Annotated in this window: 19 protein-coding genes; 17 read left to right on the forward strand and 2 right to left on the reverse strand. The window is 69.2% G+C overall.

The window, feature by feature from the left end; all coding sequences use genetic code 11:
* The first annotated feature begins 71 nt into the window (after positions 1-71).
* Positions 72-1,562: a Do family serine endopeptidase gene (locus KRR26_RS33165; protein WP_120206836.1), complete on the forward strand. Its 1,491-nt coding sequence runs from the start codon at positions 72-74 to the stop codon at positions 1,560-1,562.
* Between the two features lie 93 nt (positions 1,563-1,655).
* Here the strand turns inward: KRR26_RS33165 and KRR26_RS33170 are convergent, their stop codons facing one another.
* Positions 1,656-3,572 carry a GGDEF domain-containing protein gene (locus KRR26_RS33170; RefSeq protein ID WP_120206835.1) on the reverse strand — a complete coding sequence of 639 codons (1,917 nt, stop codon included), beginning with the start codon at positions 3,570-3,572 and terminating at the stop codon, positions 1,656-1,658.
* A 184-nt stretch (positions 3,573-3,756) separates the two neighbouring features.
* Here KRR26_RS33170 and pgeF point away from each other — a divergent pair, with 184 nt between their 5' ends.
* The 8 genes from pgeF (at position 3,757) to KRR26_RS33210 (ending at position 12,517) form a co-directional block, all read left to right on the forward strand.
* Entirely contained in the window at positions 3,757-4,521 is a 765-nt protein-coding gene (pgeF, locus tag KRR26_RS33175) for a peptidoglycan editing factor PgeF (protein WP_120206834.1), read from the forward strand.
* Between the two features lie 73 nt (positions 4,522-4,594).
* Positions 4,595-5,425: a tetratricopeptide repeat protein gene (locus KRR26_RS33180; RefSeq protein ID WP_217081783.1), complete on the forward strand. Its 831-nt coding sequence runs from the start codon at positions 4,595-4,597 to the stop codon at positions 5,423-5,425.
* Between the two features lie 29 nt (positions 5,426-5,454).
* On the forward strand, positions 5,455-6,666 hold the full coding sequence (locus KRR26_RS33185) for a LysM peptidoglycan-binding domain-containing protein (protein ID WP_120206832.1): 1,212 nt from the start codon (positions 5,455-5,457) through the stop codon (positions 6,664-6,666).
* A 138-nt stretch (positions 6,667-6,804) separates the two neighbouring features.
* The gene (locus KRR26_RS33190; RefSeq protein WP_217081784.1) at positions 6,805-7,929 is read left to right on the forward strand and encodes a DNA-processing protein DprA; all 1,125 of its coding nucleotides are present in this window, start codon (positions 6,805-6,807) and stop codon (positions 7,927-7,929) included.
* 22 nt (positions 7,930-7,951) lie between these two features.
* A complete protein-coding gene (topA, locus tag KRR26_RS33195) occupies positions 7,952-10,498 on the forward strand; it encodes a type I DNA topoisomerase (RefSeq protein ID WP_217081785.1) in 2,547 nt (848 codons plus the stop codon).
* Positions 10,499-10,660: 162 nt separating this feature from the next.
* Complete coding sequence (locus KRR26_RS33200; RefSeq protein WP_120206830.1) at positions 10,661-11,404, forward strand: MotA/TolQ/ExbB proton channel family protein; 744 nt, start codon at positions 10,661-10,663, stop codon at positions 11,402-11,404.
* A 7-nt stretch (positions 11,405-11,411) separates the two neighbouring features.
* Positions 11,412-11,930, forward strand: a complete 519-nt coding sequence (locus KRR26_RS33205; RefSeq protein ID WP_120206829.1) for an ExbD/TolR family protein — start codon at positions 11,412-11,414, stop codon at positions 11,928-11,930.
* 2 nt (positions 11,931-11,932) lie between these two features.
* Positions 11,933-12,517 (forward strand): ExbD/TolR family protein, encoded by a 585-nt coding sequence (locus KRR26_RS33210; RefSeq protein WP_120206828.1) that lies wholly within the window; start codon positions 11,933-11,935, stop codon positions 12,515-12,517.
* 40 nt (positions 12,518-12,557) lie between these two features.
* Here the strand turns inward: KRR26_RS33210 and KRR26_RS33215 are convergent, their stop codons facing one another.
* The gene (locus tag KRR26_RS33215; protein ID WP_120206827.1) at positions 12,558-12,953 is read right to left on the reverse strand and encodes a TraR/DksA family transcriptional regulator; all 396 of its coding nucleotides are present in this window, start codon (positions 12,951-12,953) and stop codon (positions 12,558-12,560) included.
* 270 nt (positions 12,954-13,223) lie between these two features.
* Between KRR26_RS33215 and trmFO the strand changes: the two genes are divergently transcribed.
* From trmFO to KRR26_RS33255, 8 genes are all read left to right on the forward strand, one after another.
* Positions 13,224-14,600, forward strand: a complete 1,377-nt coding sequence (gene trmFO / locus KRR26_RS33220; protein ID WP_120206826.1) for a methylenetetrahydrofolate--tRNA-(uracil(54)-C(5))-methyltransferase (FADH(2)-oxidizing) TrmFO — start codon at positions 13,224-13,226, stop codon at positions 14,598-14,600.
* Positions 14,597-16,228, forward strand: coding sequence for a gliding motility protein (locus KRR26_RS33225; protein WP_217081786.1), 1,632 nt, complete (start codon positions 14,597-14,599; stop codon positions 16,226-16,228). Before trmFO ends, KRR26_RS33225 begins: the two co-directional genes overlap by 4 nt.
* 60 nt (positions 16,229-16,288) lie before the next feature.
* Positions 16,289-18,526, forward strand: coding sequence for a kinesin (locus KRR26_RS33230; RefSeq protein ID WP_217081787.1), 2,238 nt, complete (start codon positions 16,289-16,291; stop codon positions 18,524-18,526).
* A gap of 13 nt (positions 18,527-18,539) precedes the next feature.
* The gene (locus tag KRR26_RS33235; protein ID WP_217081788.1) at positions 18,540-19,442 is read left to right on the forward strand and encodes a tyrosine recombinase XerC; all 903 of its coding nucleotides are present in this window, start codon (positions 18,540-18,542) and stop codon (positions 19,440-19,442) included.
* A 70-nt stretch (positions 19,443-19,512) separates the two neighbouring features.
* On the forward strand, positions 19,513-20,040 hold the full coding sequence (gene hslV, locus KRR26_RS33240; protein WP_120206823.1) for an ATP-dependent protease subunit HslV: 528 nt from the start codon (positions 19,513-19,515) through the stop codon (positions 20,038-20,040).
* Between the two features lie 10 nt (positions 20,041-20,050).
* Entirely contained in the window at positions 20,051-21,448 is a 1,398-nt protein-coding gene (hslU, locus tag KRR26_RS33245; protein WP_120206822.1) for an ATP-dependent protease ATPase subunit HslU, read from the forward strand.
* Between the two features lie 45 nt (positions 21,449-21,493).
* A complete protein-coding gene (locus KRR26_RS33250) occupies positions 21,494-22,708 on the forward strand; it encodes an aspartate aminotransferase family protein (RefSeq protein WP_233577070.1) in 1,215 nt (404 codons plus the stop codon).
* Positions 22,709-22,808: 100 nt separating this feature from the next.
* Positions 22,809-23,510: J domain-containing protein (locus tag KRR26_RS33255; RefSeq protein ID WP_217081789.1), on the forward strand; the 702-nt coding region annotated here is incomplete at its 3' end.

Here is a 23,510-nt window from a genome sequence, read left to right on the forward strand (position 1 = left end):
TGTTCGCTGGATGGCCCCTGGAGCAATGGACCGGGTTGCGGGGCCCATTTCAGGTCTAGGTTGGACATCCTATGAGCTCATTTTCGCCGCCGTTCCGTCGGAAGATCCTGGGCGCCGTGTTCGTGCTCGCCGTGCCGTCCATGGCGCTCGGACAGACACCTTCCCCCGCCGCGTCCTCCAGTTCGACGGGGCAGAACAGCAACCTCCAGCCCGCCACCGCCGCGGCGCAGGCGCTGCCGTCACTGGCTCCGCTCGTCGAGTCGGTGAAGTCCGCGGTGGTGAACGTGGATGTGCAGACGCGCGCGCAGCTGCCGTCGGGCCTGGAGGACAACCCGTTCTTCGATCGTTTCTTTGGCAACGGTGGCCAGGGCAAGGGGGACAGCCGTCGCCGCGAGCATGAGCAGCTTCGCCAGGGGGCGGGCTCAGGGTTCATCATCGAGCCCAAGGGCGTCATCCTCACCAACAACCACGTGGTCGAGGACGCGGTGTCCATCACCATCCGACTGGACGATGGACGCACCTTCACGGGGGAGACGGTCGGGAGGGATCCGCTGACTGACGTCGCCGTGGTGAAGCTCAAGGAGAAGGTGGACAACCTTCCCACGGTGAAGCTGGGGGACTCGGATGCGATGCGCGTGGGCGACTGGACGCTCGCCATCGGCAACCCGTTCGGGCTCGCGTCCAGCGTGAGCCTGGGCATCCTCTCGGCGCGCGCGCGCGACATCGGCGCGGGGCCCTATGACGAGTTCCTCCAGACCGACGCGGCCATCAACCCGGGCAACTCGGGCGGACCGTTGTTCAATCTCCGCGGCGAGGTGATCGGCATCAACACGGCCATCGTGGGCGGGGGCACGGGCATCGGCTTCGCGGTACCCAGCAACCTCATCAAGGCGCTGGTGCCGCAGCTGGAGAAGGAGGGCACCGTCACGCGCGGTTGGTTGGGCGTGGGCATCCAGGACCTGACGCGGGACCTGTCCAAGGCGATGGACCTGCCCGTGACCGAGGGCGCCATCCTGACGCAGGTGAATCCCGGCTCGCCCGCCGCGAAGGCTGGGCTCAAGTCAGATGACGTGGTGGTGGCGCTGGATGGCCAGAAGATCGGGACGAGCAACCAGTTCACGCGCATGGTCGCGCTCAAGCGTCCGGGCAGCACCGTCACGCTGACCCTCTATCGCGAGGGCAAGAAGCAGGACGTGAAGGTGGCGCTTGGCACGCGTCCGGACCTGGAGGGCGTGGGCAAGAAGAAGCAGGAGACGGGGGATGAGCAGGAGGGCTCGCGGCGCGTGGGCCTGTCGCTCGACAACCTGGATCCGCGGACCGCGCAGCAAGCGGGCTTCACCGAGCGGCAGGGCGCGCTCATCACCGATGTGGTGCCGGGCTCTCCCGCGGATCGCGCGGAGCTGGCCGCGGGCATGCTGGTGGTGGAGGCGAACCGAAAGCCCATCACGAGCGCGAAGGACCTGGCGGCGGTCATTCGCGGCGCCGCGGCGGGCAGCACGCTGCTGTTCCGCGTGGCGACCCCAGGCGGTGGCCGACTGCTGCGCGCGCTGAAGTTGCCGTGAGGTGAGGGGCCTCAGCGCGCCGAAGTTGTCGTGAGGTGAGGGGCTTCAACGCCCGGAGGTGCCGTCTCGCGAGCGCGGGACGGCGCCCAGCGCTCAGGCCTTGGCGATGCCGGAGGGGAGGGGGGGCTCGGCGGGAGGTGCCTGCGGCCCGCGCTCTCTCCCGGGATGCATCTCCATCCCAGCCGCGTACGGCGTGGTGCGGTTTCGCCCCGTGCGCTTGCTGCAATAGAGCGCCGAGTCCGCGCAATCCACCAACGTCTCCTGGCTGGTCGCGTCGGTGGGGAAGTGCGCCACGCCCACCGAGACGGTGATGTGGCCGCCCGGCAAGCCTGGCTGCGCGAGGTCCGGAGCGTCCGCCACCGCGCGGCGCAGCTTCTCCGCGACCTCCGTGGCGTCCTCCTTGGTCACCTGCGGCAAGAGGAGGACGAACTCCTCGCCGCCATAACGTCCCAGCGTGTCCACCTTGCGCGCGCGCAGGCGCAGCACGTCGCAGACCCGGCGAAGCGTCTCGTCACCCGCGCGATGGCCCGCGAGATCGTTGAGCCGCTTGAAGTGATCCACGTCCACCATCAGCAATGCGAGCGGAACACCGAAGCGCTGCGCCCGAGCCATCTCCAGCTCCAGCCGCTGGAACAGGTGGCGCCGGTTGGGCACGCCCGTGAGCGCGTCCGTGAGCGTGAGTGTCACGGTCTCCGCATGCAGCCGCGCGTTCTGCACCGCGGTGGCGGCCTGCTCGCCCACGGAGGTGAGCAGCTCGATCTCCTCGGCGGAGAAGGCGGCCGGCTGGGGGCGCAGGAAGTTGATGACGCCCAGCAGCGTGTCCACGTGCACCATGGGCACGGCCAGCAGCGAGCCCTCGTCCTTGCGGCCGTTCACCAGGGCGCGGCGCGCGTAGACGCTGGTGCGGTCCGCGAGGTCGGGGATGTAGACGGACTTGCGAGTCTGCGCGGCGCGGCCACACGCTCCCTCGCCCATCGCGAAGGTCATTCCCTCGGCGCCGCTGCCATCCGGCCACGCGCGGCGAACTTCCAGCATGCCTTCGGCGTTGACGAGCATGATGGAGAAGTCGGGGATGTGGAGCCGCTCCACCACGAGCTGGGTGATGCGCCCGAGCAACTCGTCCAACTCCAGCGTGGAGTTGAGTGAACGGGCCACGTCGAAGAGGAGCGACAGCTCGCGCAGGCGCTCTTCCAATTCGTCCTTGAGCGCCAGCTTCTCCTTCACCAACGCGAGGTCTCGGTGGGTGTCGATCTCCTCCACCTTCATGGACGTGAGGCGCGCGAGCATCTGGTTGAAGGCGGCGCCCAGCCGGGAGATTTCGTCGGTGCCACGTGCCTCGGCGCGCACCAGGAGGTCGCCGGCCTCGGCGCGGCGCATGACCTCGCTGAGCCGCTTCAGTGGGCGCGTGAGGACGAAGCGCAGCGCCAGCCACGTCACCAGCCCGAGCATCGCCGCGAACAGCGCCATGGCGCCCAGCGCGCTGCGGAAGACCTGCTGGAGCTGGCGGTAGAGCACGGGCTCCGTCATGCGCACCTGGAGCACGCCTGCGTGCTGTCCTCCCTCGCCCGTGTGGCAGCCGGTGCACTCGGGGCCGCCCAGCGGACGCACCACCTCGGTGCCATGCTCGCTGGAGCGCGCCGCCTCGGGGCCCGGGGCCGTCAGCCGCGTGGCCTCGGGATGCAGATGCCCTTGCTCGCCCGCGCGCCGGCTCCAACGGATCCGCCCGTCGGGCGTGAGGACGCGCAGGTCCTCCACCGAGCGGAACAAGCGCGCGTCCGACGCGAGCACCTCCGCGACCGCGCCGTGCGGAGGCGCGCCGGGGGCCTGGGGCAGGGTGAAGGTGGACGCGACGAACTCGGCCAGTGCGAGGGCTTCCAGGTGGGTGCCTTCGCGAACGGCCTGCCGCGCCTCACGGCCGAAGTGGGCCACGCCGACCAATGCCACCACCAGCCCGGGCAGGGCGATGCTCCACAACAACTTCCTACCAATCGTGTCGGGACCCAGGGCCATGCGCGCGGCAAACCGTTCTCACCGGGGGGCTGGTTTACCGCCAGTTGCCGAAGAGTTGACGAATTGTCAGTCCGGTAACGCGCACTGTCAAACGGACTCGCACCGAATCTGTGTGACGAAACGGGGTCGCCCATCGCACGGGTTGCGTGCGAGGTCGCGCGGGGGCGTTACGCTGGTGGGACCGATGACGCTGCCTTCTTTCGTGACGTCCTCCCTGCTGCCCGTTCCGCATGGTTTCTCGACCCGAGAGGGTGGGGTGTCCGAGGGCCCCTATGCCTCGCTCAACCTGGGGTTCGCGGTCGGCGACGCGCGCGAACGCGTGGAAGAGAATCACCGAAGGCTCGCGCAGGCGGCCGGGGCTGCGTTGGGCGCGCTGGGCAGAGTCTCCCAGGTCCACGGCGACCGCGTGCTCGAAGCACGCGGTCGCCCGGACGACGGGGGGCTGCGCCCGGTGCTGGGCGAGGCGGATGCCCTCTGGACCGAGGAGGAGGGGGGCTGGGTGGCGGTGGGAACGGCGGACTGCGTGCCGGTGCTGTTGGTGGATCCCGATGGCCGGCGGGTGGCGGCGGTGCACTCGGGTTGGCGCGGGACGGATGCGGACATCAGCGCGCGGGTGGTGGAGGTGCTGGTGGCGCGCGGGGCACGGCCGGACCGACTGCTCGCGGCGGTGGGGCCCTGCATCCAGCGCTGCTGCTACGAAGTCTCCCCAGAGCTGGCCGAGCGGTTCACCCGCCGTTTCGGCCCGGACGTGGTGACCCCCCATGCCACGCACCCCCATCTGGATCTGCCGTTCGCGGTGCGGCGCACGCTGCTCACGGCGGGGCTGCTGTCCGCACATGTGGACGTGCTACAGGCCTGTACGGCGTGTGACGCGGCGCGGTTCTTTTCGCATCGCCGCGATGCGGGACGCACTGGCCGTCACCTCAACTTCGTGGTGCGGCGCTTCTAGGCAGGGCCGATTTCTTGACGCTCTCGGACGGGGCTTCCTATCCTCGGGAGCAGACCTCTCTCGACCCAGGCCCGTGCTGGAGCGCTCCTTCCTCTTCCGTTTGCTGGCTGCCGTGGCGCTGAGCGCGCCCTGCGCCTGCGCCACCCCCTCCGCTTCGTCGGCGGAGCTTGTGGCGTTGCAAGCCGAGGTGCACACGCTGCGCGATACGCAGGCCCGGCTCCAAGAACGCCTGCAGCGCTTGGAGGATCGCGACGCCGTCAGCCGCGCCCCCCGAGCCGCCGCGCCGGTGTCCGCTTCCTCCGCGCCCCCCGCCGCGGGAGAGAACTCGTCCCTGAACCTGCCGCCGTCGGAGTTGGCGGTGGTGCGACTCAAGCCCCGGAATGATCCCGCGCCGCGCATCCCCACCGCTGTCTCCGTGGTGGAGCCGGACTCCGATCAGATGGAGATGTTCATCTCCCCGGTGGACGAGTCCTCGGCCGCCTCCGTCACGCCGGTCCGTGAGTCGGGCCTCCCGGAGCGCGACCCCGCGGTGCTCGACGCGGAATACGAGCACTCCGTCTCGCTGCTGCGCACGGGCAACGTGGAGGGCGGCGTGGAGCGGCTGGCTCGCTTCGCCGCCGAGAACCCGCGCCACCCGCGCGCCGACAACGCGCTGTACTTCAGCGGGTTGGGCCAGGTGGGGTTGAAGGACTATGCCGCCGCCGCGAAGACGTTCGAGCGGCTCATCGAGACCTATCCCGCCGGAGATGCCATGCTGGACGGCATGCTTCGGCTCGCGGAGTGCCGGGTGCGGCTGAACCAAGCCGCGCAAGCCCGTGCACTCTACACCCGCGTCGTCACCCAGTTCCCGGGGACGGCCGCCGCCACGCAGGCGGAGCAGCGGCTCGCCGCGCTCTCGCCTTGAAGCCCTTTTCGTCGAAAGGACGTCGTCCGATGCGCACCCGGATCCTCGCCTCGCTGCTCGTGCCACTCGCCGTTGCACCCGTCTGGACGGCCCGCGCTCAGCAGCAGGATGGCGCCGAAGACGAGGCCTCGCAGGGCGGTGAGACGGAGGGCGCGGAGGTCGCCGACGAGCCCGAGCGCCCCACCCGCGTCGCAGTTCCCCCCGGCACCCAGGGCCGCGAGAGCGCGCCGGGCGAGGTCCACACGGTGGAGTCCGGGGACACGCTGTGGGACCTGTCCCAGCGCTACCTCGGCAGCCCCTGGTACTGGCCCAAGGTCTGGTCCTACAACCCGGAGATCGCCAACCCACACTGGATCTACCCGGGCAACCAGGTCCGGTTCTTCGCCGCGGGCGAAGAGGTCCCCTCGCGCGTCGAGGCGGGAGCGCCCGTGGATGTCGCGCCGGCCACGGAGATTCCCGAGGAGACCAACGCGGTCACCGTCAGCGGGAAGATTGGCTACGACGGCTCCAGCGCCACCACCGTGACGACGCAGGGCTTCGTCACCGCGCGCGAACTGGACGAGGCGGGCCGCATCGAGGGCGCGTCCACGGGCTCGGTGATGCTGTCCGCGCCGGATCAGGTCTACGTTCGCTTCAAGCGCAACAAGGCCGCCAAGGTGGGCGACCGCTACGTCGTCTTCCACACCCAGCAAGAGGTGAAGCACCCGGTGACGGGGGCTCGCGCGGGCTACCTCACCCAACTGCTCGGCTCGCTGCGCGTGGTGGCCCTGAACGATCAGGTCGTCACGGCGCAGATCATGGAGACGTGGGACCCCATCTCCCGCGGTGACCTGGTCGGCCCCTACGGCGAGCACCTCACCACGAAGGTCTCGCCCAAGCCCAACGCCAAGGAAGTGCTGGGCGTGGTCCTCGTCCCCATGGTCCCGTACCTGACCATGGTCGCGGAGAACTACTTCGTCGTGGTGGACCGGGGCAGCGCCGACGGCGTCCAACTGGGCAACACCTTCACCATCGAGCGCAAGGGCGACCCGTCCAATGACGTGCTGGGCAAGCCGCGCACCAAGCCCGGCGAGGTGGCCAAGAACGACCGCGTCTACCCCTGGGAGCGCATTGGCCAGTGCATGGTCACCGAGCTGCGCGAGCACTCCGCGAACTGCCTCCTGAGCCGGACGCTTCAGGAGATTGGACCGGGCGACCGGGCGGTGATGCGGGTGGGTGGTTCTCCCACCGCGAGTCGCTGAAGCACGGCAGGAATCCTGCACGCCCCGGACGCACGGAGGGGCTCAGCGCTTGACCGCTGCCAGTCCGGTGTTTATGTGTCGCGCCCCTCCTGACTGACCCATCCTCTATATAGGTGGGTAATGCGTGGGGGGGCGGGTATGGCGGACGCGGCGACGAACCATCTCTTGGCGGAACAACAGGCGTGTCTGGCGCTCTGGGCCATACCGGGTCTGGGGCCTCGGACGCTCGCGGGGCTTCGTGTGTTCGCGCAAGGAGACCTGGGCGCGCTCGCGCTCGGCCCGGTGAGCGCGTGGTTGGCTGGAGCGCCTGTCCCGGCGTCCGTGCGAGAGCGGCTGGCCCGCGTCGACTCCCTGCCCTTGTTGGCCGAGCGTCTCTGGGGGGCCTGTCAATCGTCTGGGACCCGAGTGGCCTTCGCTGGGGAGCCCGCGTACCCCGAGCGGTTGCGAGAGGTGGCGGATGCTCCGCCGCTGCTCTTCTATCGCGGCGAGCCAGGGCCGCCCCGGCGCCGCGTGGCCATGGTGGGCAGCCGCCATCCGGACCAGGGATTCCTGCCCTTTGCTCGCACCTTCGCCCGCCGCGTGGCGGAGGCTGGCGTCGGGGTGGTGTCAGGCGCGGCGGCGGGGGTGGACCGGGCGTGCCACTGGGGCGCGCTCGACGCGGACGGGGAGACGTGGGCCTTCCTCGGGTCCGCGCTGGATGCGTTGGACCCTGCTCAAGCCCGGTTGCTGCCTCACTTCCTGGGGCGCGGGGGCGTGTTCTTCAGTGAACTTCCGCCGGGCGTCCGTGCGAGCACGACGACCTTCCCGCGCCGCAACCGGCTCATCGCCGGTGCATCGGATGCGGTCCTGGTGCTCCGGGCGGGCCTGTCGTCCGGCAGTCTCTATACGGTGGAGGCCGGGAGGACTCAGGGCCGGCCGGTGCTCGCCTTGCCTGGCGACGTGTGGCAGGAGGCGGCGGCGGGTTGCAATGCCCTGCTGCGGGACGGGCGGGCACAGGCGTGCACGTCTCCTGAAGACGTGTGGCGGGCGGTGGGCATCCATCCCGGGCGGGCCGTACCTCCTGGAGAGGACGCTTCATGGTGGGAGGCGCTTTCCACGGAAGCACGCGGGGCCTACCGGTTGTTGGGCAAGGTTCCCCGCTCTTTCGATGACGTCCTGGCGGGCGGCCAGTTATCGGTGGCGGCCCTGACGAGCGCCTTGGTGGAGTTGGAGTTGTCGGGGCTGGTGGTTCAGCACCCGGGAAAGCTGTACGAGAAGGTCTGAGGTAGTTCGAGGTAGGAGAGTCATGGCCACGCGGACGAAGAAGAAGGCGAGCGACACGGAGGCGGCCGAGGAGACGACCGCCCGCAAGACGGCGGCGCGCAAGTCGCCGGCCAAGGCGAAGAAGCCTGCGGCCAAGGCCAAGGCCAAGAAGACGGCGACCCGTCGGAAGTCTGCGGCTCAGTCCGGCGAGCTGGCCTCCGTCGAGGCGGACGCCGAGGTGGAGCCCACTCCGCGCGGCAAGGGCCCGCATTACCTGGTGGTGGTGGAGTCGCCCGCCAAGGCGAAGACCATCAAGAAGTACCTGGGCAGCGGCTACACCGTGAAGGCCTCGGTGGGCCACGTGAAGGACCTGCCCAAGAGCAAGATGGGCGTCGACGTGGAGCACGGCTTCCAGCCCCAGTACGAGGTCATCAAGGGCAAGGAGAAGGTGCTCAACGAGCTGAAGAAGATGGCCAAGTCGGTGGACAAGGTCTTCCTGGCCACGGACCCGGATCGCGAGGGCGAGGCCATCGCCTGGCACATCAAGGATGAGCTGGCGCACCCGGACTCCATGCGGGTGACCTTCAACGAAATCACGAAGAAGGCCATCCAAGAGGCCATCGCGCACCCGCGCGAGCTGAACCAGGACAACTACGACTCGCAGCAGACGCGGCGCATCCTGGACCGGCTCGTCGGCTACCAGATCTCGCCGCTGCTCTGGAAGAAGATCCGCCGCGGCCTGTCCGCCGGGCGCGTGCAGTCCGTGGCGGTGCGGCTCATCGTGGAGCGCGAGGAGGAGATCAAGCGCTTCATCCCCGAGGAGTATTGGTCCCTGGACGCGCTGCTGGAGGGCCCCGCGGGCCCGCCGCCGTTCAAGGCCAAGCTGTCCAAGGTGGACGGCAAGAAGGTGGAGCTGAAGGACCGCGCGACCACCGAGGCGCTGGTCTCCGAGCTTCAGCAGGCGGATTTCGTGGTGTCCAAGGTGGACCGCCGCGAGCGGCGCCGCAACGCGCCCGCGCCGTTCATCACCTCCAAGCTCCAGCAGGAGGCCGCCAACCGCCTGCACTTCACGGCCAAGAAGACGATGACGCTGGCCCAGAAGCTCTACGAGGGCGTGCCCCTTGGTGAGGAGGGCCAGACGGCGCTCATCACGTACATGCGTACGGACTCCACGCGTCTGTCCGACGACGCCGTCAAGCAGGTGCGCGAGTTCATCGGCACGAAGTACGGCGCGGACATGCTCCCCGAGGAGCCGGTGGTGTACCGCAGCCGCAAGGGCGCCCAGGACGCGCACGAGGCCATCCGGCCCACGTCGCTGGAGTACCCGCCCGAGCGCGTGCGCGCCCACTTCGAGGCGATGGACGAGCTCGACATGTTCAAGCTGTACGAGCTCATCTGGAACCGGTTCGTCGCCTGCCAGATGAAGCCCGCCGTCTATGATCAGACGGCCGCGGACATCGCCGCGGGCCGGGCCACGTTCCGCGCCTCGGGCAGCACGCTGAAGTTCCCGGGCTACCTCGCGGTGTATGGCGCGGGCCTGACGCCCGAGGAGGAGGCCGAGAAGGAGAAGGCCAAGGCCGCGGGTGACGAAGGCGCCGAGGACGCCGTCGGCGAGCTGCCGCCGCTCAACGAGGGAGAGAAGCTGGCCCTCCAAAAGCTCCTGCACGAGCAGCACTTCACCCAGCCGCCCCCGCGCTTCAGCGAGGCCACGCTGGTGAAGGAGCTGGAAGAGAAGGGCATCGGCCGCCCGTCCACCTACGCCGCCATTCTCTCCACCATCCAGGACAAGAAGTACGTGGAGAAGTTGGAGGGCCGCTTCCGGCCCACGGACCTGGGGCAGATGACCAACGAGATGCTGGTCAAGCACTTCCCCCACGAGATGGACGTCACGTTCACCGCGAGCATGGAGGAGAAGCTGGATCAGATCTCCGACGGCGGCGCGAGCTGGAAGATCGTCCTCAAGGACTTCTACGGCCCCTTCAAGGAGACGCTGGAGAAGGCCGAAGCGGAGATGCGCGACGTCAAGCGCGAGGAGATCAAGACGGACATTGCCTGCGAGAAGTGCGGCAATCCGTTCGTCATCAAGTTCGGGAAGATGGGCCACTTCCTGGCGTGCTCGAACTACCCCGACTGCAAGAACACGAAGGACTTCAAGCGGGACGCCGAGGGCAAGATCGTCATCGTGGAGGAGGAGACCACGGACGAGAAATGCGAGAAGTGCGGCAAGCCCATGCTCGTCAAGCGCGGCCGGTTCGGGCGATTCCTGGCGTGCTCGGGCTACCCGGACTGCAAGACGTCCAAGCCCATCTCCATCGGCGTGTCCTGCCCCGAGTGCAAGCAGGGCTACCTGACCGAGCGCCGCAGCGGCCGCGGGAAGATCTTCTTCGGCTGCAACCGGTACCCGGACTGCAAGTTCGCCGCGTGGGACCGTCCGCTGGCCGAGTCCTGCCCCCAGTGCCAGTCGCCATACCTCCTCCAGAAGTTCTCCAAGCGGGACGGTGCCTACATCGCCTGCCCCAACAAGGAGTGCGACTACCGGCGCGAGATCAAGGAGCAGCCGGGAGAGGCGGGCCCGTCCTCGGCCGCTTGAGTTGGAAAGTCCCAGTCATTCCGGGACCCTGGGGCGCCGCTGTCTTGACACGCTCGGCGGCGGCGCCCTAGAAGTCCAGGCTGCTCCCTCCTGTGGCAGCACCTGGCGCCCCGGTCCGGATGGGCGCCCGCGGGGGCGGGTGGCGAAAGGATCCTGGGCGCAATGATTCCGTCGGTGAGCGAGCTGCTGGACGTGGTGGTCGCCAATACCCCCGCGGAGGCCGGCCACTCCGGTGGCCTCGTGGATTTCATCGTCAGTGCCTTCAAGGCGGGCGGACCCTTCATGTACGTGAACCTGTTCTGGTTCGCGTGCTCGGTGGCGGTGGTGCTGGAGCGGGCCATCACCTTGTTGTTCCGCTACAACCTCAACGCGCCGCCCTTCGTCGAGCAGATCAACAAGCTCGTGCGCAGTGGCAACCTGGATCGCGCGGTGAAGCTGTGCAGCGCGGCGCCGCACTCGCCGCTGGCGAAGGTCATCCGCGCGGGGCTGGCCAACGCCAACCGCGGGGAGATTGAAGTCGCCAAGGCCATTGAAGAGGCCATGGCCGAGCACTCGCCGCACGTGTCGCGCCGCATCCCCTGGCTGTGGTCGCTGGCGAACATCGCCACGCTGGTCGGGCTGGTGGGCACCATCTACGGCCTCATCAACACGTTCCGCGCGCTCGGCAACGTGCCGGCAGAGCAGAAGCAGGCGCTGCTCTCCAACGGTATCTCCGAGGCCATGTACAACACGGGCTTCGGGCTCTCCATCGCCGTCATCTGCATCATCTCGCACCTGTTCCTCACCAACTACGCGAAGAACATGGTGGAGACGGTGGAGCTGCATGCGCTGAAGCTGGAGAACCTGCTGTCGCGGCGCGGCGGCGCGGACCCCGCGACCACGGAACTCGAGGCCCGCGCGTCCTGAGGGCCTCATGGCGTTCTACTACTCGCGGCGCAAGCTGAAGCCTCGTGAGGAAGAAGAGACGGGCGAGCTGAACATCGTCCCGTACCTCGACATCCTCATGAACCTCATCATCTTCATGCTGCTGTCCATCACCGGCCTGGCCGCGTTCGGCACGCTGAACGTCAACGCGCCCAACTACGGGGCTCCCTCGGCCGGGGTGGCGCAGGAGAACGCGGATCAGCCCAAGCTGACGCTCTCCGTGCTCATCTCCAAGAAGGGGCACTACATCAGCAGCGAGAACGCCATCCTCGGTGAGGAGGGCGCGCCCTCGGTGCCCATGAAGGCGGACGGCAGCTACAACTTCGACGAGCTAACCGCGCAGATGGTGAAGATCAAGGGCGCCTTTCCCAAGGAGACCAAGGTCATCGTGGCGGCGGAGCCCGAGACGCCCTACGAGGTGCTCATCCAGACGATGGATGCCATCCGCGAGACGCAGGGCACGGGCCGGCAGTTGCTCTTTCCGGATGTCACGTTGGGGACGCTCTGACCATGGCCGAGCCCACCACGCCCGCCCCACTGAGCGCCGTTGAAGAAGAGCAGCTCGCGCGCATGCGCTACCGCCGCGCGCTGGTGCGCAAGAAGCGCAAGGAGCGCGAGGCGGCTGGGGAGATCAAGGAACTCAACATCACCGCGATGATGGACATGATGACCATCATCCTGGTGTTCCTCCTCAAGTCGTTCGCCTCGTCGTCGGCGGCGATCACCGCCTCGGAGGATGTGCGGCCTCCGGTGTCCACGACGCGGGCCACGCCCAAGGACACCGTGGCGGTGACCATCACCCCCAAGAACATCATGGTGGGGGACAAGGAAGTCGTCCGCCTGAAGGAAGGGCGCATCCCCGCGGAGCAGCTCCAGGGGCGGCTGGTGCCCGCGCTCGACGTGCAGCTCAAGAAGGAAGTGGAGAAGCTGAAGTACATCGCCTCGCGCAATCCGGCGGCGCCCTTCAGCCACGAGCTGTCTGTCATCGCGGACAAGAAAGTGCCCTACGACATGCTCCTCACCGTGCTCTACACGGCGGGGCAGAACGAGCTGGAGAACTACCGCTTCGTCGTGCTCAAGAAGGGCGACGACTGAGGGCGCTCCCTCGCGTGGCGAGGGAGCACCCGCGGAGTCCCTAGAGCGTGGGCGCGGCGGTGGTGTGGCCCCCGCGCATCTCCAACTCATGACGGGTGGCGTCCTCTTCGCAGCGGATGGCGAAGGGCAGGGCCTCCAGCCGCTCGATGGGGATGTCCGCGCCGCAGTCCACGCACGTCCCGAAGACGCCCATGTCCATGCGGCGCAAGGCCGCGTCGATGAGCATCACCTCGCGGCGCTGGGACTCCACCAGGCTGGACAGGGTGTAATCCGCCAGCTCGGATTGGGCGTTCTCCTCGTACTCGGGATCGCGCTCCTGTTCCTTCAGGGCGCTGAGTTCCCGGTGAGCGCCGTCGCTGGCGCTCAGCAGCTCGCGGCGGCGCCGCTGGAGGATGGCGCGGATCCGCATCAGGTCTTTCTCTCGGCTCGTGGCCATGCTCGCCTCCGTGTGGGAGTGGACTGGCGCTCGCCCGGACGCTCACCGTCGTCCGAGCTGAGACCGGGGAAAGGTGGGGACGTGGCCCGAGGAGGGGAACCACGCCCTGGCCCAGCGGGCTGAGTCGGGCTGGAGAGGGGGCGGGCGGCCTGGGCCCGAGGGCGTGGGCCTGGGGGTGACGGGAGTGGTTTCGCGGCTGGGAAACGGCCGTGGCTTCCTGCTAACAGGAGGGCGACGGGCCGTGCCTCTGCGGCGAGCCCGGGAGGACTCATGTCGGACGTGAAGCAGCAGCGGGTGACGGTGGTGGGCGCGGGATTGGCGGGGACGGAGTGCGCCTATCAGCTCGCGCGCCGTGGGGTGCCGGTGGTGCTGCGCGAGATGAAGCCCCACAAGCGCTCGCCCGCGCACAAGTCCGACTCGCTCGCGGAGCTGGTGTGTAGCAACTCGCTGCGCTCGGACAACCCGGAGAGCGCCATTGGCCTGTTGCACGCGGAGCTGCGCGCGCTGGGCTCGCTCGTGCTGGGCAGCGCGGACGCGAACCGCGTGCCGGCCGGAGACGCGCTGGCGGTGGAGCGCGAGCGCTTCTCGGCCACCATCACCGAGCGGCTGCGCCAGCTGCCCAACGTGGAGATGGTGGCGGGCGAGGTGGAGCGGTTGCCCGACGAAGGTCTGATGGTGGTGGCCACGGGGCCGCTCACGTCCGACGCGCTCACCGCCGAGCTGGAGCGGCACGTGGGCCAGAAGCTCTATTTCTACGACTCCATCGCGCCCATCGTGTCAGGTGACTCCATCGACATGAACGTCGCGTTTCGTCAGAGCCGCTACGGCAAGGGCGGAGGGGATGACTACCTCAACCTGCCGATGACGAAGGACGAGTACTACCGCTTCATCGCCGAGGTGAAGGCGGGGCAGAAGCTGGTTCCGCACGCGTTCGAGGAACCCAAGTACTTCGAGGGGTGTCTGCCCATTGAAGTGATGGCCGAGCGCGGAGACGACACCCTGGCCTATGGGCCCATGAAGCCGGTGGGCCTGCGGGACCCGCGCACCGGGTTGGATCCGTACGCGGTCGTCCAGCTGCGCATGGAGGACACCGCGGGTACGGCGTGGAACATGGTGGGCTTCCAGACGCGCCTGACGTGGGGCGAGCAGAAGCGCATCTTCTCCACTTGCATCCCCGGGCTCCAGCAGGCCGAGTTCCTGCGCATGGGCCAGATCCACCGCAACACGTTCATCGACTCGCCGCGGTTGCTCGCGCGGGACTTGTCGCTCAAGTCCGAGTCGCGGCTGTTCTTCGCGGGGCAGATCACCGGCGTGGAGGGCTACGTGGAGAGCGCGGCGTGCGGCTATCTGGTGGCGCTCGCGGTGCACGCGCGTCTGCGCGGCGTGGAGTGGACGCCGCCGCCCGCGACCACGGCGCTGGGCTCGCTGTACCGGCACGTGACGGGTGAGGCGCACCCGCCGGACCATCCGCACCAGCCCACGAACGTCATCTTCGGTATCTTTCCGCCGTTGGCAGGGCGGGTGAAGAAGGCGGACAAGCGCGCGGCGTACTCGGCGCGCGCGAAGGATGACCTCACGGCCTGGCTGCCGAGCGCGGGCATCCCGGGCGCCGAGTCCACGGGGCACGACGAGCAGAGGAGCGCATGATGCGGCTTCGGAGAGTCTGGACGGCGGGCCTGCTGGCCGCCCTCGCGGTGTCGGGGTGCAAGCGCAACAGCGAGGAGCGAGGCACGACCGCCCGCGGCGGAAGCAAGGCCGCGGGAGACACGGTGGCCAGCGCCGCGCGTGGTGGACCCAAGGTGGGCGGGATGGGGACGCTCCTGGCCGCGGGCAAGGCCTCGGACCTGCGCGTCTCTCCGGATGGCCAGTTCGGCGCGTTCCTGATGAACGGCCAGAAGCCGCATCTGGACGGCATCCCGCCGCAGATGCTGGTGGGCTCGTTGTTCGTTGTTCCAGTCGAGGGCGGCAAGCCGCGCGAAGTGGGCGCCGGCGTGACGAACGTGCCGGGCGGTCTGCTCTTCGCACCGGACTCTCGGCACCTCTTGTTCCTCACGGGCTACAACCCCGCCGTGCAGTCCGGGGAGTTGCACGTGCTTCCGCTCACCGATGCCACGGCCGAGCCCGTGACGCTGGGCTCGGCGGTCACGTACATGCTGCCCAGCCCGGATGGGACGCGGCTGGCGTTCGTGGATGGCGGCGTGTTGAAGCTCGGTCCGCTGCCCTCGGGGCCGTTCCAGAGCGTGGCGGGCGAGGTGAGCACCGCGCAGTTCACGCCAGACAGCAAGACGCTGTTGTTCAAGCGGCGGCTCACGGCCGCGGGCGGGCTGGCGGCGGTGCGAGTGGATGCGCCGGGAACGCTCGTGAAGCTGGCGGACCAGGTGGGGGACTACCAGGTCTCGGTGGACGGCTCTCGCATCGCCTACCAGGTGCGCAGTGAGTCCGCGCGCGGCATGTATGACTTGTTCCTCGCCGATGCCGCGTCATTGAAGGGGCAGCGGCTGGCGGTGGGCTCGAAGGCGTTCGCTTTCTCCCCGGATGGGAAGTGGTTGGCGCGCACGGAGAACGGCAAGCCCGAGCAACTGGGCGACCTGCACGTCGGGCCAGCCGCGGGCGGCTCGGGGCGAAAGGTGGGCGAGGCGGTGGAGGAGTTCTCCTTCGCGCCGGACTCGAAGGCGGTGGGCTTCCTGGAGAAGTACGACCAGCCGGCCCGCGCGGGCGCGATGACCGTGGCGACGCTGCCGGACGGAGCGCCGCGACAGGTGGGGTCGCGCGTGCCGAACTTCGTCTGGGGCACGGACAGCCGCTACGTCGCGTTCCTCTCGCGTTTTCTGCGGCCGGTGTTCTCGGTGGACTTGATGCTGTACCCGGTGGGCGGCGAGAAGGCGGAGAAGGTGGGCCGCGGCGTCTTTGGCTACGGCTTCATGCCCGGCAACGAGGCGGTCATCTTCCGCACCAACTGCATCCGGGATGGACGCGCGTGTGACTTCAAGGCGCTTGACCTCCAGGACCGGGCCACGGAGCCGAAGACCTGGCTTCAGGGCATCTACACGTACAAGGTGTCGGGGGATGGCGGGCGCGTGCTCGCGACCTACGCGCGCATGGACTCGGACACGTACGACGTGGCCGTCTACGACGTGAAGTCCCAGGCGAGGAAGACGCTCGACCAGGGCGTGCAGGTGCCGGCGTACTTCGCGGGCAAGAATGACTCGCGGGCGCTGTACATCATCACCCAGGGGACCAATCCCGGCGTCTATGCGGCGGTCGCGACGCCCTGACGGCGCGGCGCGTCTGGAAAGGTGCGGCGCGCGCGGGGGTGTGCTGTGTTCCCCGGCGGAATGACTTCGCTCGTCTATCGCCGCTATGGCGGCTCGCTTCAGGTCGACATCCCGACCTTCGATGTCCTCACCGAGGCCGTTCGCATCCCGGCCACCCAGTGGATCGCCACGGCCTGCCCCCTGGAGGGCCTGAGCTGTGATGCGCGCTTCCTCAAGTTCGTGGACTCGGATGGCAATGGCCGCATCCGCGTCGAGGAGGTTCGCGCCGCGGTGGAGTGGATCGCGCAGCGGCTGAAGGATCGCCGTGGGGCGGACGCTTCCAGCGACGTGTTGGAGCTGGGTGCTGTTTCGGACACCGGCGCGGCGCTGAAGGACGCGGCGCGGATGATCCTCCAGACGCTGAACGCGCCGGACGTGACGCGCATCTCGCTGGAGCAGGTGCGCGCCAGCGACAAGGCGCTGCGAGAGGCGGGGAAGAACGGGGATGGGCTCGTGGCCCCCGCGTCGCTGCCCGAGCGCCTGCGTCCGCTGGGCGAGGCCATCCAGTCCTCATTCCCCGAGGTGAAGAACCGCGCGGGGAAGCCCGGCATCGACGTGGCCGCGGTGCAGCGGTTCCGCGAGGCACGCACGGCGTTGCTCGCGCATCTGGATCAGCGCGCGGGCCTCTTTTCATGGGGGGAGGCCAGCCTGGAGCGGGCCCGGCGCGTGCGCGAGGTGGCGCCGCTCCTGGACGGCTACTTCCTGCAGTGTCGGCTGGTGGCCGCGCAGCCCGAGGCGGCGGCGAGCCTGCGGCTGCGCGCGGAGCGAGTCGAGGGCGCGCTCGGAGATTTGACCGCGTTGGGCAAGGCCGCGGACGAACTGCCCGTGGCCCCGCCGGAGTCCTCGGGCGTGCTCACCTGGGCGAAGCTGTTCCGGGGGCCCGCCTACGAGCGCCTGGAGTCCTTCCGCCGCGACGTGGTCGTGCCGCTCCTGGGCGATGGCGAGCGCCTCACCGACACGGCGTGGCGCGAGCTGAGCGCGAAGGCGAGCGCTGTCCTCGCGTGGAATGACACGCTGGAGGCGAGCCCACTGAAGAAGCACGTGGAGCTGCTGCCCGGCGTGCGCGACGAGGACCTCGACGCCATCGAGGCCGCGAGCCGCGAGGACCTGGCGCTCCAGGGCACCCTGGGCGCCATCGATGAGCTGGAGCGGATCATCCTGTACCAGCGCTGGCTGCTCGTGTTCGCCAACAACTTCATCAGCATGCCCGACCTGTACCTGCCGAAGCGGCGGGCGCTGGTGGAGAAGGGCACGCTCATCATGGCCGGCCGCAAGTACATGCTGTCGGTGCTGGCGAAGGATCGCGCGCAGCACGCGGCGCTCACGGGCCAGGGCACCACCTGCATCCTCTACGTCAGCGTGGCGCCCAAGGAGGGCGGCGCCAGCTACGAGGTGGCGGTGCCCGTCACGCGCGGGCGCAGCACCGAGCTGGGGGTGGGCAAGCGCGGCGTCTTCTACGACGTGGATGGCAAGGAGCACGACGCCACCGTCACGCAGGTCATCCGGCAGCCCGTGTCGCTGTGGGAGTCCATGACGATGCCGTTCGCGCGCATCGGCACCTTCATCACCTCGAAGGTGGAGGGACTCGCGTCCACGGGGGAGAAGACCTTCGATGCGACGCTGGAGAAGGGCTACACCCAGACAGTGGCCGCCGTTCCGCCGCCCCCGACTCCGGCCGCGCCCGCGGCGGCTGCTCCGGCGGGAGGCGTGGCGGGCGTGCTCGCGGCGGGAGGCATCGCGTTCGCGGCCCTGGGTTCGTCGCTGGCCTTCATCCTGACGCAGGTCAAGGCGCTGACGCTGGTGGACCTGGTCACCGCGGTGACGCTCATCGCCATCGTGGTCATGGGGCCCGCGGGGCTCCTGGGGTGGCTGAAGTTGCGCCGCCGCAACCTCGCGCTGTTGCTGGAAGGTTCAGGGTGGGCGCTGAACGATCGCTTGATGCTGACGTCGGACTTGTCGGCGCTCGTCACGCGCAGGCCCAGGCTTCCGGCGCAGGCCCGGGTGGATCACCTGGACGTGGTGCGCAGCGCGCTGCACCGCGATCCCGAGGACGATGAGCGCGAGGGCATGTCGTGGTGGGCTCGCGCGGGCCTGACGTTGGCCATCCTCTTCGTCTTGTTGTGGCAGGTCCGCGAGCCGCTCACCGCATACCTGTGCACGCATGGCTGGCTGTCCGAGGACATGTGCCGCGCGTTGTTGCCGCAGCAGATGCCGCCCGCGCCGCCGCTCGTCGCGCCTCCCGCGGCGCCCAAGCCGTAGCTCGGAGTCCGCCATGTCGAACCTGTCGCCGCTGCTCGAGAAGTTCCGCGCCCATCTGGAGGACGAGAAGGGCGCGTCGCCGCACACCGTGCGCAACTATCTCATCGACCTGGTGGACTACGAGCGCTACCTCGTCGAGCGCATGAAGCTGTCGCTCCTGGCCGGCTCGCATGCGGCCATCCGCGGCTATCTGGGCACGCTGAGCGTGGACCATGCACCGTCGAGCCGCGCGCGGCGGCTCGCGAGCATCAAGTCCTTCTACAAGTACCTGGTGCGCCAGAAGCTGCTGTCGGCGAGCCCCGCCAAGTTGGTCAAGAGTCCCAAGCTGCCCAAGACGCTGCCCAAGGTCCTGCCGGTGGAGGAGGTGTTCGCCATCCTCGACATGCCGGACCTCGCGTCCGTGCTCGGGCTGCGCGACAAGGCCATCCTGGAGATTCTCTACGGCGGCGGCCTGCGTATCAGCGAGCTGTGCGGCCTGGACCTGCTCGACGTGGACCGCAGCAGCCGCATCGTCCGGGTGATGGGCAAGGGCAGCAAGGAGCGCCTCGTGCCGCTCAACGCGCAGTCCATCCGCGCGCTGGAGGCCTATCTGGCGCGGCGGGGCGAGCTGCTTGCGTTGCCTCGGCCCGCTCAAGCGCCGGACGCGATGTTCCTCAACTTCCGGGGGGGGCGCCTGACGCCTCGGAGCATCGCCCGCCACCTGGACGACTACGTGCTCCAGTGCGCGCTGGCTCGCCGGGTCAGCCCGCATGCCATGCGCCACTCCTTCGCCACCCACCTGCTCGGCGGAGGGGCGGACATCCGCAGCATCCAGGAGCTGCTGGGCCACGCCAGCTTGTCCACCACCCAGAAGTACACCCACGTCACCTTCGAGCAGTTGCAGGAGGTCTATGACGCCGCGCACCCTCGCGCGTAGGGTGCGCGAGCGGACAGCGGCTCGGTGTTTCCTGGTAGCGGACGGGGTGGCTTGTTAGATCCCCTGGACCATGTTCCACGGCACCACCATTCTTTGTGTGCGGCGCGACGGAAAGGTCGTCATCGCGGGCGACGGACAAGTCAGCCTCGACAAGACCATCATGAAGAACACGGCGCGCAAGGTGCGCCGCATCGGAGAGGGGCAGGTGCTCGCGGGCTTCGCGGGCAGCACCGCCGATGCCTTCACCCTGTTCGAGCGCTTCGAGGCCAAGCTGAAGGAGCACCAGAAGAACCTGGCGCGCGCGTGCGTGGAACTGGGCAAGGACTGGCGCACCGACAGGTACCTGCGCCGCCTGGAGGCGCTGCTCATCGTCGCGGACCGGGAGAAGACGTTCATCCTCTCGGGCGCGGGCGATGTGATCGAGCCGGACCATGGCATCGCCGCGGTGGGCAGCGGCGGCTCCTATGCGCTGTCCGCGGCCCGCGCGCTGTTGGATCACACGAAGCTGCCCGCTCGCGATGTCTGCACGCATGCCATGGCCATCGCCGCGGACATCTGCGTGTACACCAATTCCAACGTCACCTACGAAGAGCTCTGAGAGGTCTCCCGTGGCAGAAACGCGCAAGATGTCCGCCTTCACGCCCCGCGAGGTCGTCAGCGAGCTGGATCGCTACATCGTGGGCCAGAACGCCGCCAAGCGAGCGGTCGCCATCGCGCTGCGCAATCGCTGGCGCCGTCAGCAGGTCCCCGACGACCTGCGCGATGAAATCTATCCGAAGAACATCATCATGATCGGGCCCACGGGCGTGGGGAAGACGGAGATCGCCCGCCGCCTGGCGAAGCTCGCGCAGGCGCCCTTCGTGAAGGTGGAGGCCTCCAAGTTCACCGAAGTGGGCTACGTGGGCCGCGACGTCGAGTCGATGATCCGCGACCTCGTGGAGGCAGCCCTCGCGCTCGTGCGCGACGAGGAGACGGAGAAGGTCAAGCCGCGCGCGGAGGAACTGGCCGAGGACCGGCTGATGGAGCTGCTCCACAACGGGGGCTCGGCCCCGCGTCCCGCCTCGCCTCCGCCGTTTGGCTTCGCGCCGCCGCCTCCGCCCGCGCCCTCGCGCCTGGGGGAGTCCGAGCGCGAGAAGCTGCGCGCGCAGCTCCGCGCGGGCACGCTGGATGATCAGTACGTGGAGGTGGAGACGAGCGAGTCCTCGCCCACGTTCCTCAAGGGCTTCTCGGGGCAGGGGATGGAGGAGATTGGCGTCAACCTCCAGGACCTGTTCAAGAACATGCCGGGCATGAAGAACACGCGGCGGCGTCGCGTGCGCGTGCCCGAGGCGCTCCAGGTGCTCAAGGCCGAGGAGGCGCAGAAGCTGGTGGATCCAGACCGCGTCCAGCGAGAGGCGCTCATCCGCGCCGAGTCCAGTGGCATCGTCTTCATCGATGAGATCGACAAGATCGCCAGCCGCGAGGGCTCGAAGGCGGGCGGGCCGGACGTGTCGCGCGAGGGCGTGCAGCGCGACATCCTGCCCATCGTCGAAGGGTCGACCGTCAACACCAAGTACGGTCAGGTGAAGACGGACCACATGCTGTTCATCGCGGCCGGCGCGTTCCACGTGTCCAAGCCCGCGGACCTCATCCCCGAACTGCAAGGGCGCTTCCCCATCCGCGTGGAGCTGGAGCCGCTGTCGGGCGAGGACCTGGTGCGCATCCTGCGCGAGCCGAAGAACTCGCTCTTGCGGCAGTACACCGCGCTGCTCGCCACCGAAGGCGTGCGCCTGTCCTTCACCGACGACGCCACGACGGAGCTGGCGCGCATCGCCCAGCAGGCGAACGAGCGCACGCAAAACATCGGCGCTCGCCGTCTGCACACCGTGCTGGAGCGACTGTTGGACGAGGTGTCCTTCACGGCCAGCGAGATGGGGCCTCGGGATTTCCAGGTGGACGGCAACTATGTGCGCGAGCGGCTGGGCGCCATCGTCCAGGACGAGGACCTGTCGCGCTACATCCTCTAGCGCGCTAGCTTGCGCGCCTTCCCGTCCGCATCGAGGAACGAAGCCTTGTCGCAAGCCGAAGCCACCGCCAACGACTCCCTCATCCAGAAGGCGAAGCGTCACCTGCTGCAGAACTACAAGCAGCAGCCGCTCGCGTTGGTGCGTGGCCAGGGCACGCGCGTCTGGGACGCGGATGGGCGCGCGTACCTGGACTGCATCGGTGGCATCGCGGTGTGCGCGTTGGGCCACTGCCATCCGGAGGTGACGGCGGCGGCGAAGGCGCAGCTCGACACGCTCTGGCACGTCTCCAACGCGTTCTATTCGCAGCCGCAGATTGACCTGGCCGCGATGCTCACCGAGTTCGCGGGCCTGCCGCGCGTGTTCTTCTGCAACTCGGGCGCGGAGGCCAACGAGGCGTTGCTGAAGCTGGCGCGCAAGGTGATGAAGGACCGAGGCACGCCCGAGCGCTTCGAGGTCATCTCCTTCGAGAAGAGCTTCCACGGCCGCACGCTGGCCACCGTCACCGCCACCGGGCAGGCCAAGTACCACGCGGGCTTCGAGCCGCTGCCCGCGGGCTTCCGCCACGTGCCCTATGGCGACCTGGAGGCCGTGCGCCGCGCCGTGGGCCCCAGCACCGCCGCCATCCTCGTGGAGCCCATCCAGGGAGAGGGTGGGGTGCGGGTCGCGCCGCAGGGCTTCCTCGCGGAGCTGCGCGCGCTGTGCGACGCGCACGGGTTGCTGCTGCTCGTGGATGAGATCCAGACGGGCATGGGCCGCACCGGCAAGCCCTTCGCCTTCATGCACGAGGGCATCCAGCCGGACGCCATCAGCGTGGCCAAGGCCCTGGGCAATGGCCTGCCGATTGGCGCGATGTTGTGCAAGGAGGCGCTCGCGCCGAGCCTCGCGCCAGGGACGCATGGCACCACGTTTGGTGGCAACCTGGTGGCCGCCGCCGCCGCGCAGGTGGTCGTCCGGACGCTGCGCGAGCCGTCGATGCTCCAGTCCGTCGCCGAGAAGGGCGAGTACTTCCTGGCGCGGGCGCGGGCGCTCCAGGCGCGCCTGCCCGCGGGCCGCATCCAGGCGGTGCGAGGCCGAGGCCTCTTGATGGGCGTGGACGTGGGGCAGGAGTCGGGCCCCATCATCGCGCGGCTGCGCGCCGAGGGCCTGCTGGTGAACGCCGCGGGCGAGACGACGGTGCGCTTCGCGCCGCCCTTCATCATCACCCACGCGGAGCTGGACGAGGCCCTGGGCATCCTCGAGCGCGTCCTGGCGGCCCTCTGAGCTGGGGGGATAGTCCTCGGGGGCGAGGGCCTGGGTGTTTGACGCCCCGCGTTCCGGACTCCTACACTCTGCGACCCGGCAAGCTGCCTTGGATCCTCACTTGAGCGAGCCCAACTCGATCGTCGGCCTGGGGGCCCGAACAGACCACGTGGCCACGGTGCCCCACCTGGATACCGCTCGCCTCCAGCTCACGCAGGAGGAAGGGCTGGTGCTCGGGCTGGTGGGCCGTGTGGAGCGCATCGACTCGGTGCTGGCGCGCTCCAGCCTGGGCGAGGCGCACACCATCGCCGCGCTCCTGTCCCTGCGCGCCAAGGGCGCCATCGTGCCCGCGCGCATCGTCCCGCGAGCCCAGCCCGCGCCCACGGTGGATGCCGCCATGGCCGAGCAGGTGGACCTGGAGCCCGAGCGGAAGAAGGAGATCATCGAGCTGGAGCGCTCGCTCGACACGATGGATCACTTCGCCGTCCTCGGCATCGCGCCCGGCGCCACGGCCGCGGACGTCAAGCAGGCCTATTACACGGCCTCGCGGCGTTTCCACCCGGACCGGTACTTCGGCAAGAACCTGGGCAGCTTCCGCGCGCGGATGGAGCGAATCTTCCGCCGCCTCACCGAAGCCCACAACGTGCTCAGCCAGGATGAGCGCCGCGAGGCATACCTGCGCGCGAATCCCGCCCTCGCCGCGGCCGCTGCGCCGCCTGCCCCGGCCCCTCGTCCCACGGCGGCGGTCGCTCCCGTGGCCACGCCTCCGCCGCCCCGCGCTCCCGCCGCGCCTGCTCCGGCGGCGCCCGTGCCCGCCCGCCCC

The organism is Citreicoccus inhibens, from assembly GCF_019039035.1.
Taxonomy (GTDB): Bacteria; Myxococcota; Myxococcia; order Myxococcales; family Myxococcaceae; genus Citreicoccus; species Citreicoccus inhibens.

What these genes read in the sequence shown, in the direction of transcription:
- KRR26_RS33165 (WP_120206836.1), top strand. Translation starts at nt 72, where the DNA reads ATGAGCTCATTTTCGCCGCCGTTCCGTCGGAAGATCCTGGGCGCCGTG.
- KRR26_RS33170 (WP_120206835.1), bottom strand. Translation starts at nt 3,572, where the DNA reads ATGGCCCTGGGTCCCGACACGATTGGTAGGAAGTTGTTGTGGAGCATC.
- pgeF (WP_120206834.1), top strand. Translation starts at nt 3,757, where the DNA reads ATGACGCTGCCTTCTTTCGTGACGTCCTCCCTGCTGCCCGTTCCGCAT.
- KRR26_RS33185 (WP_120206832.1), top strand. Translation starts at nt 5,455, where the DNA reads ATGCGCACCCGGATCCTCGCCTCGCTGCTCGTGCCACTCGCCGTTGCA.
- KRR26_RS33190 (WP_217081784.1), top strand. Translation starts at nt 6,805, where the DNA reads ATGGCGGACGCGGCGACGAACCATCTCTTGGCGGAACAACAGGCGTGT.
- topA (WP_217081785.1), top strand. Translation starts at nt 7,952, where the DNA reads ATGGCCACGCGGACGAAGAAGAAGGCGAGCGACACGGAGGCGGCCGAG.
- KRR26_RS33200 (WP_120206830.1), top strand. Translation starts at nt 10,661, where the DNA reads ATGATTCCGTCGGTGAGCGAGCTGCTGGACGTGGTGGTCGCCAATACC.
- KRR26_RS33205 (WP_120206829.1), top strand. Translation starts at nt 11,412, where the DNA reads ATGGCGTTCTACTACTCGCGGCGCAAGCTGAAGCCTCGTGAGGAAGAA.
- KRR26_RS33210 (WP_120206828.1), top strand. Translation starts at nt 11,933, where the DNA reads ATGGCCGAGCCCACCACGCCCGCCCCACTGAGCGCCGTTGAAGAAGAG.
- KRR26_RS33215 (WP_120206827.1), bottom strand. Translation starts at nt 12,953, where the DNA reads ATGGCCACGAGCCGAGAGAAAGACCTGATGCGGATCCGCGCCATCCTC.
- trmFO (WP_120206826.1), top strand. Translation starts at nt 13,224, where the DNA reads ATGTCGGACGTGAAGCAGCAGCGGGTGACGGTGGTGGGCGCGGGATTG.
- KRR26_RS33225 (WP_217081786.1), top strand. Translation starts at nt 14,597, where the DNA reads ATGATGCGGCTTCGGAGAGTCTGGACGGCGGGCCTGCTGGCCGCCCTC.
- KRR26_RS33230 (WP_217081787.1), top strand. Translation starts at nt 16,289, where the DNA reads ATGACTTCGCTCGTCTATCGCCGCTATGGCGGCTCGCTTCAGGTCGAC.
- KRR26_RS33235 (WP_217081788.1), top strand. Translation starts at nt 18,540, where the DNA reads ATGTCGAACCTGTCGCCGCTGCTCGAGAAGTTCCGCGCCCATCTGGAG.
- hslV (WP_120206823.1), top strand. Translation starts at nt 19,513, where the DNA reads ATGTTCCACGGCACCACCATTCTTTGTGTGCGGCGCGACGGAAAGGTC.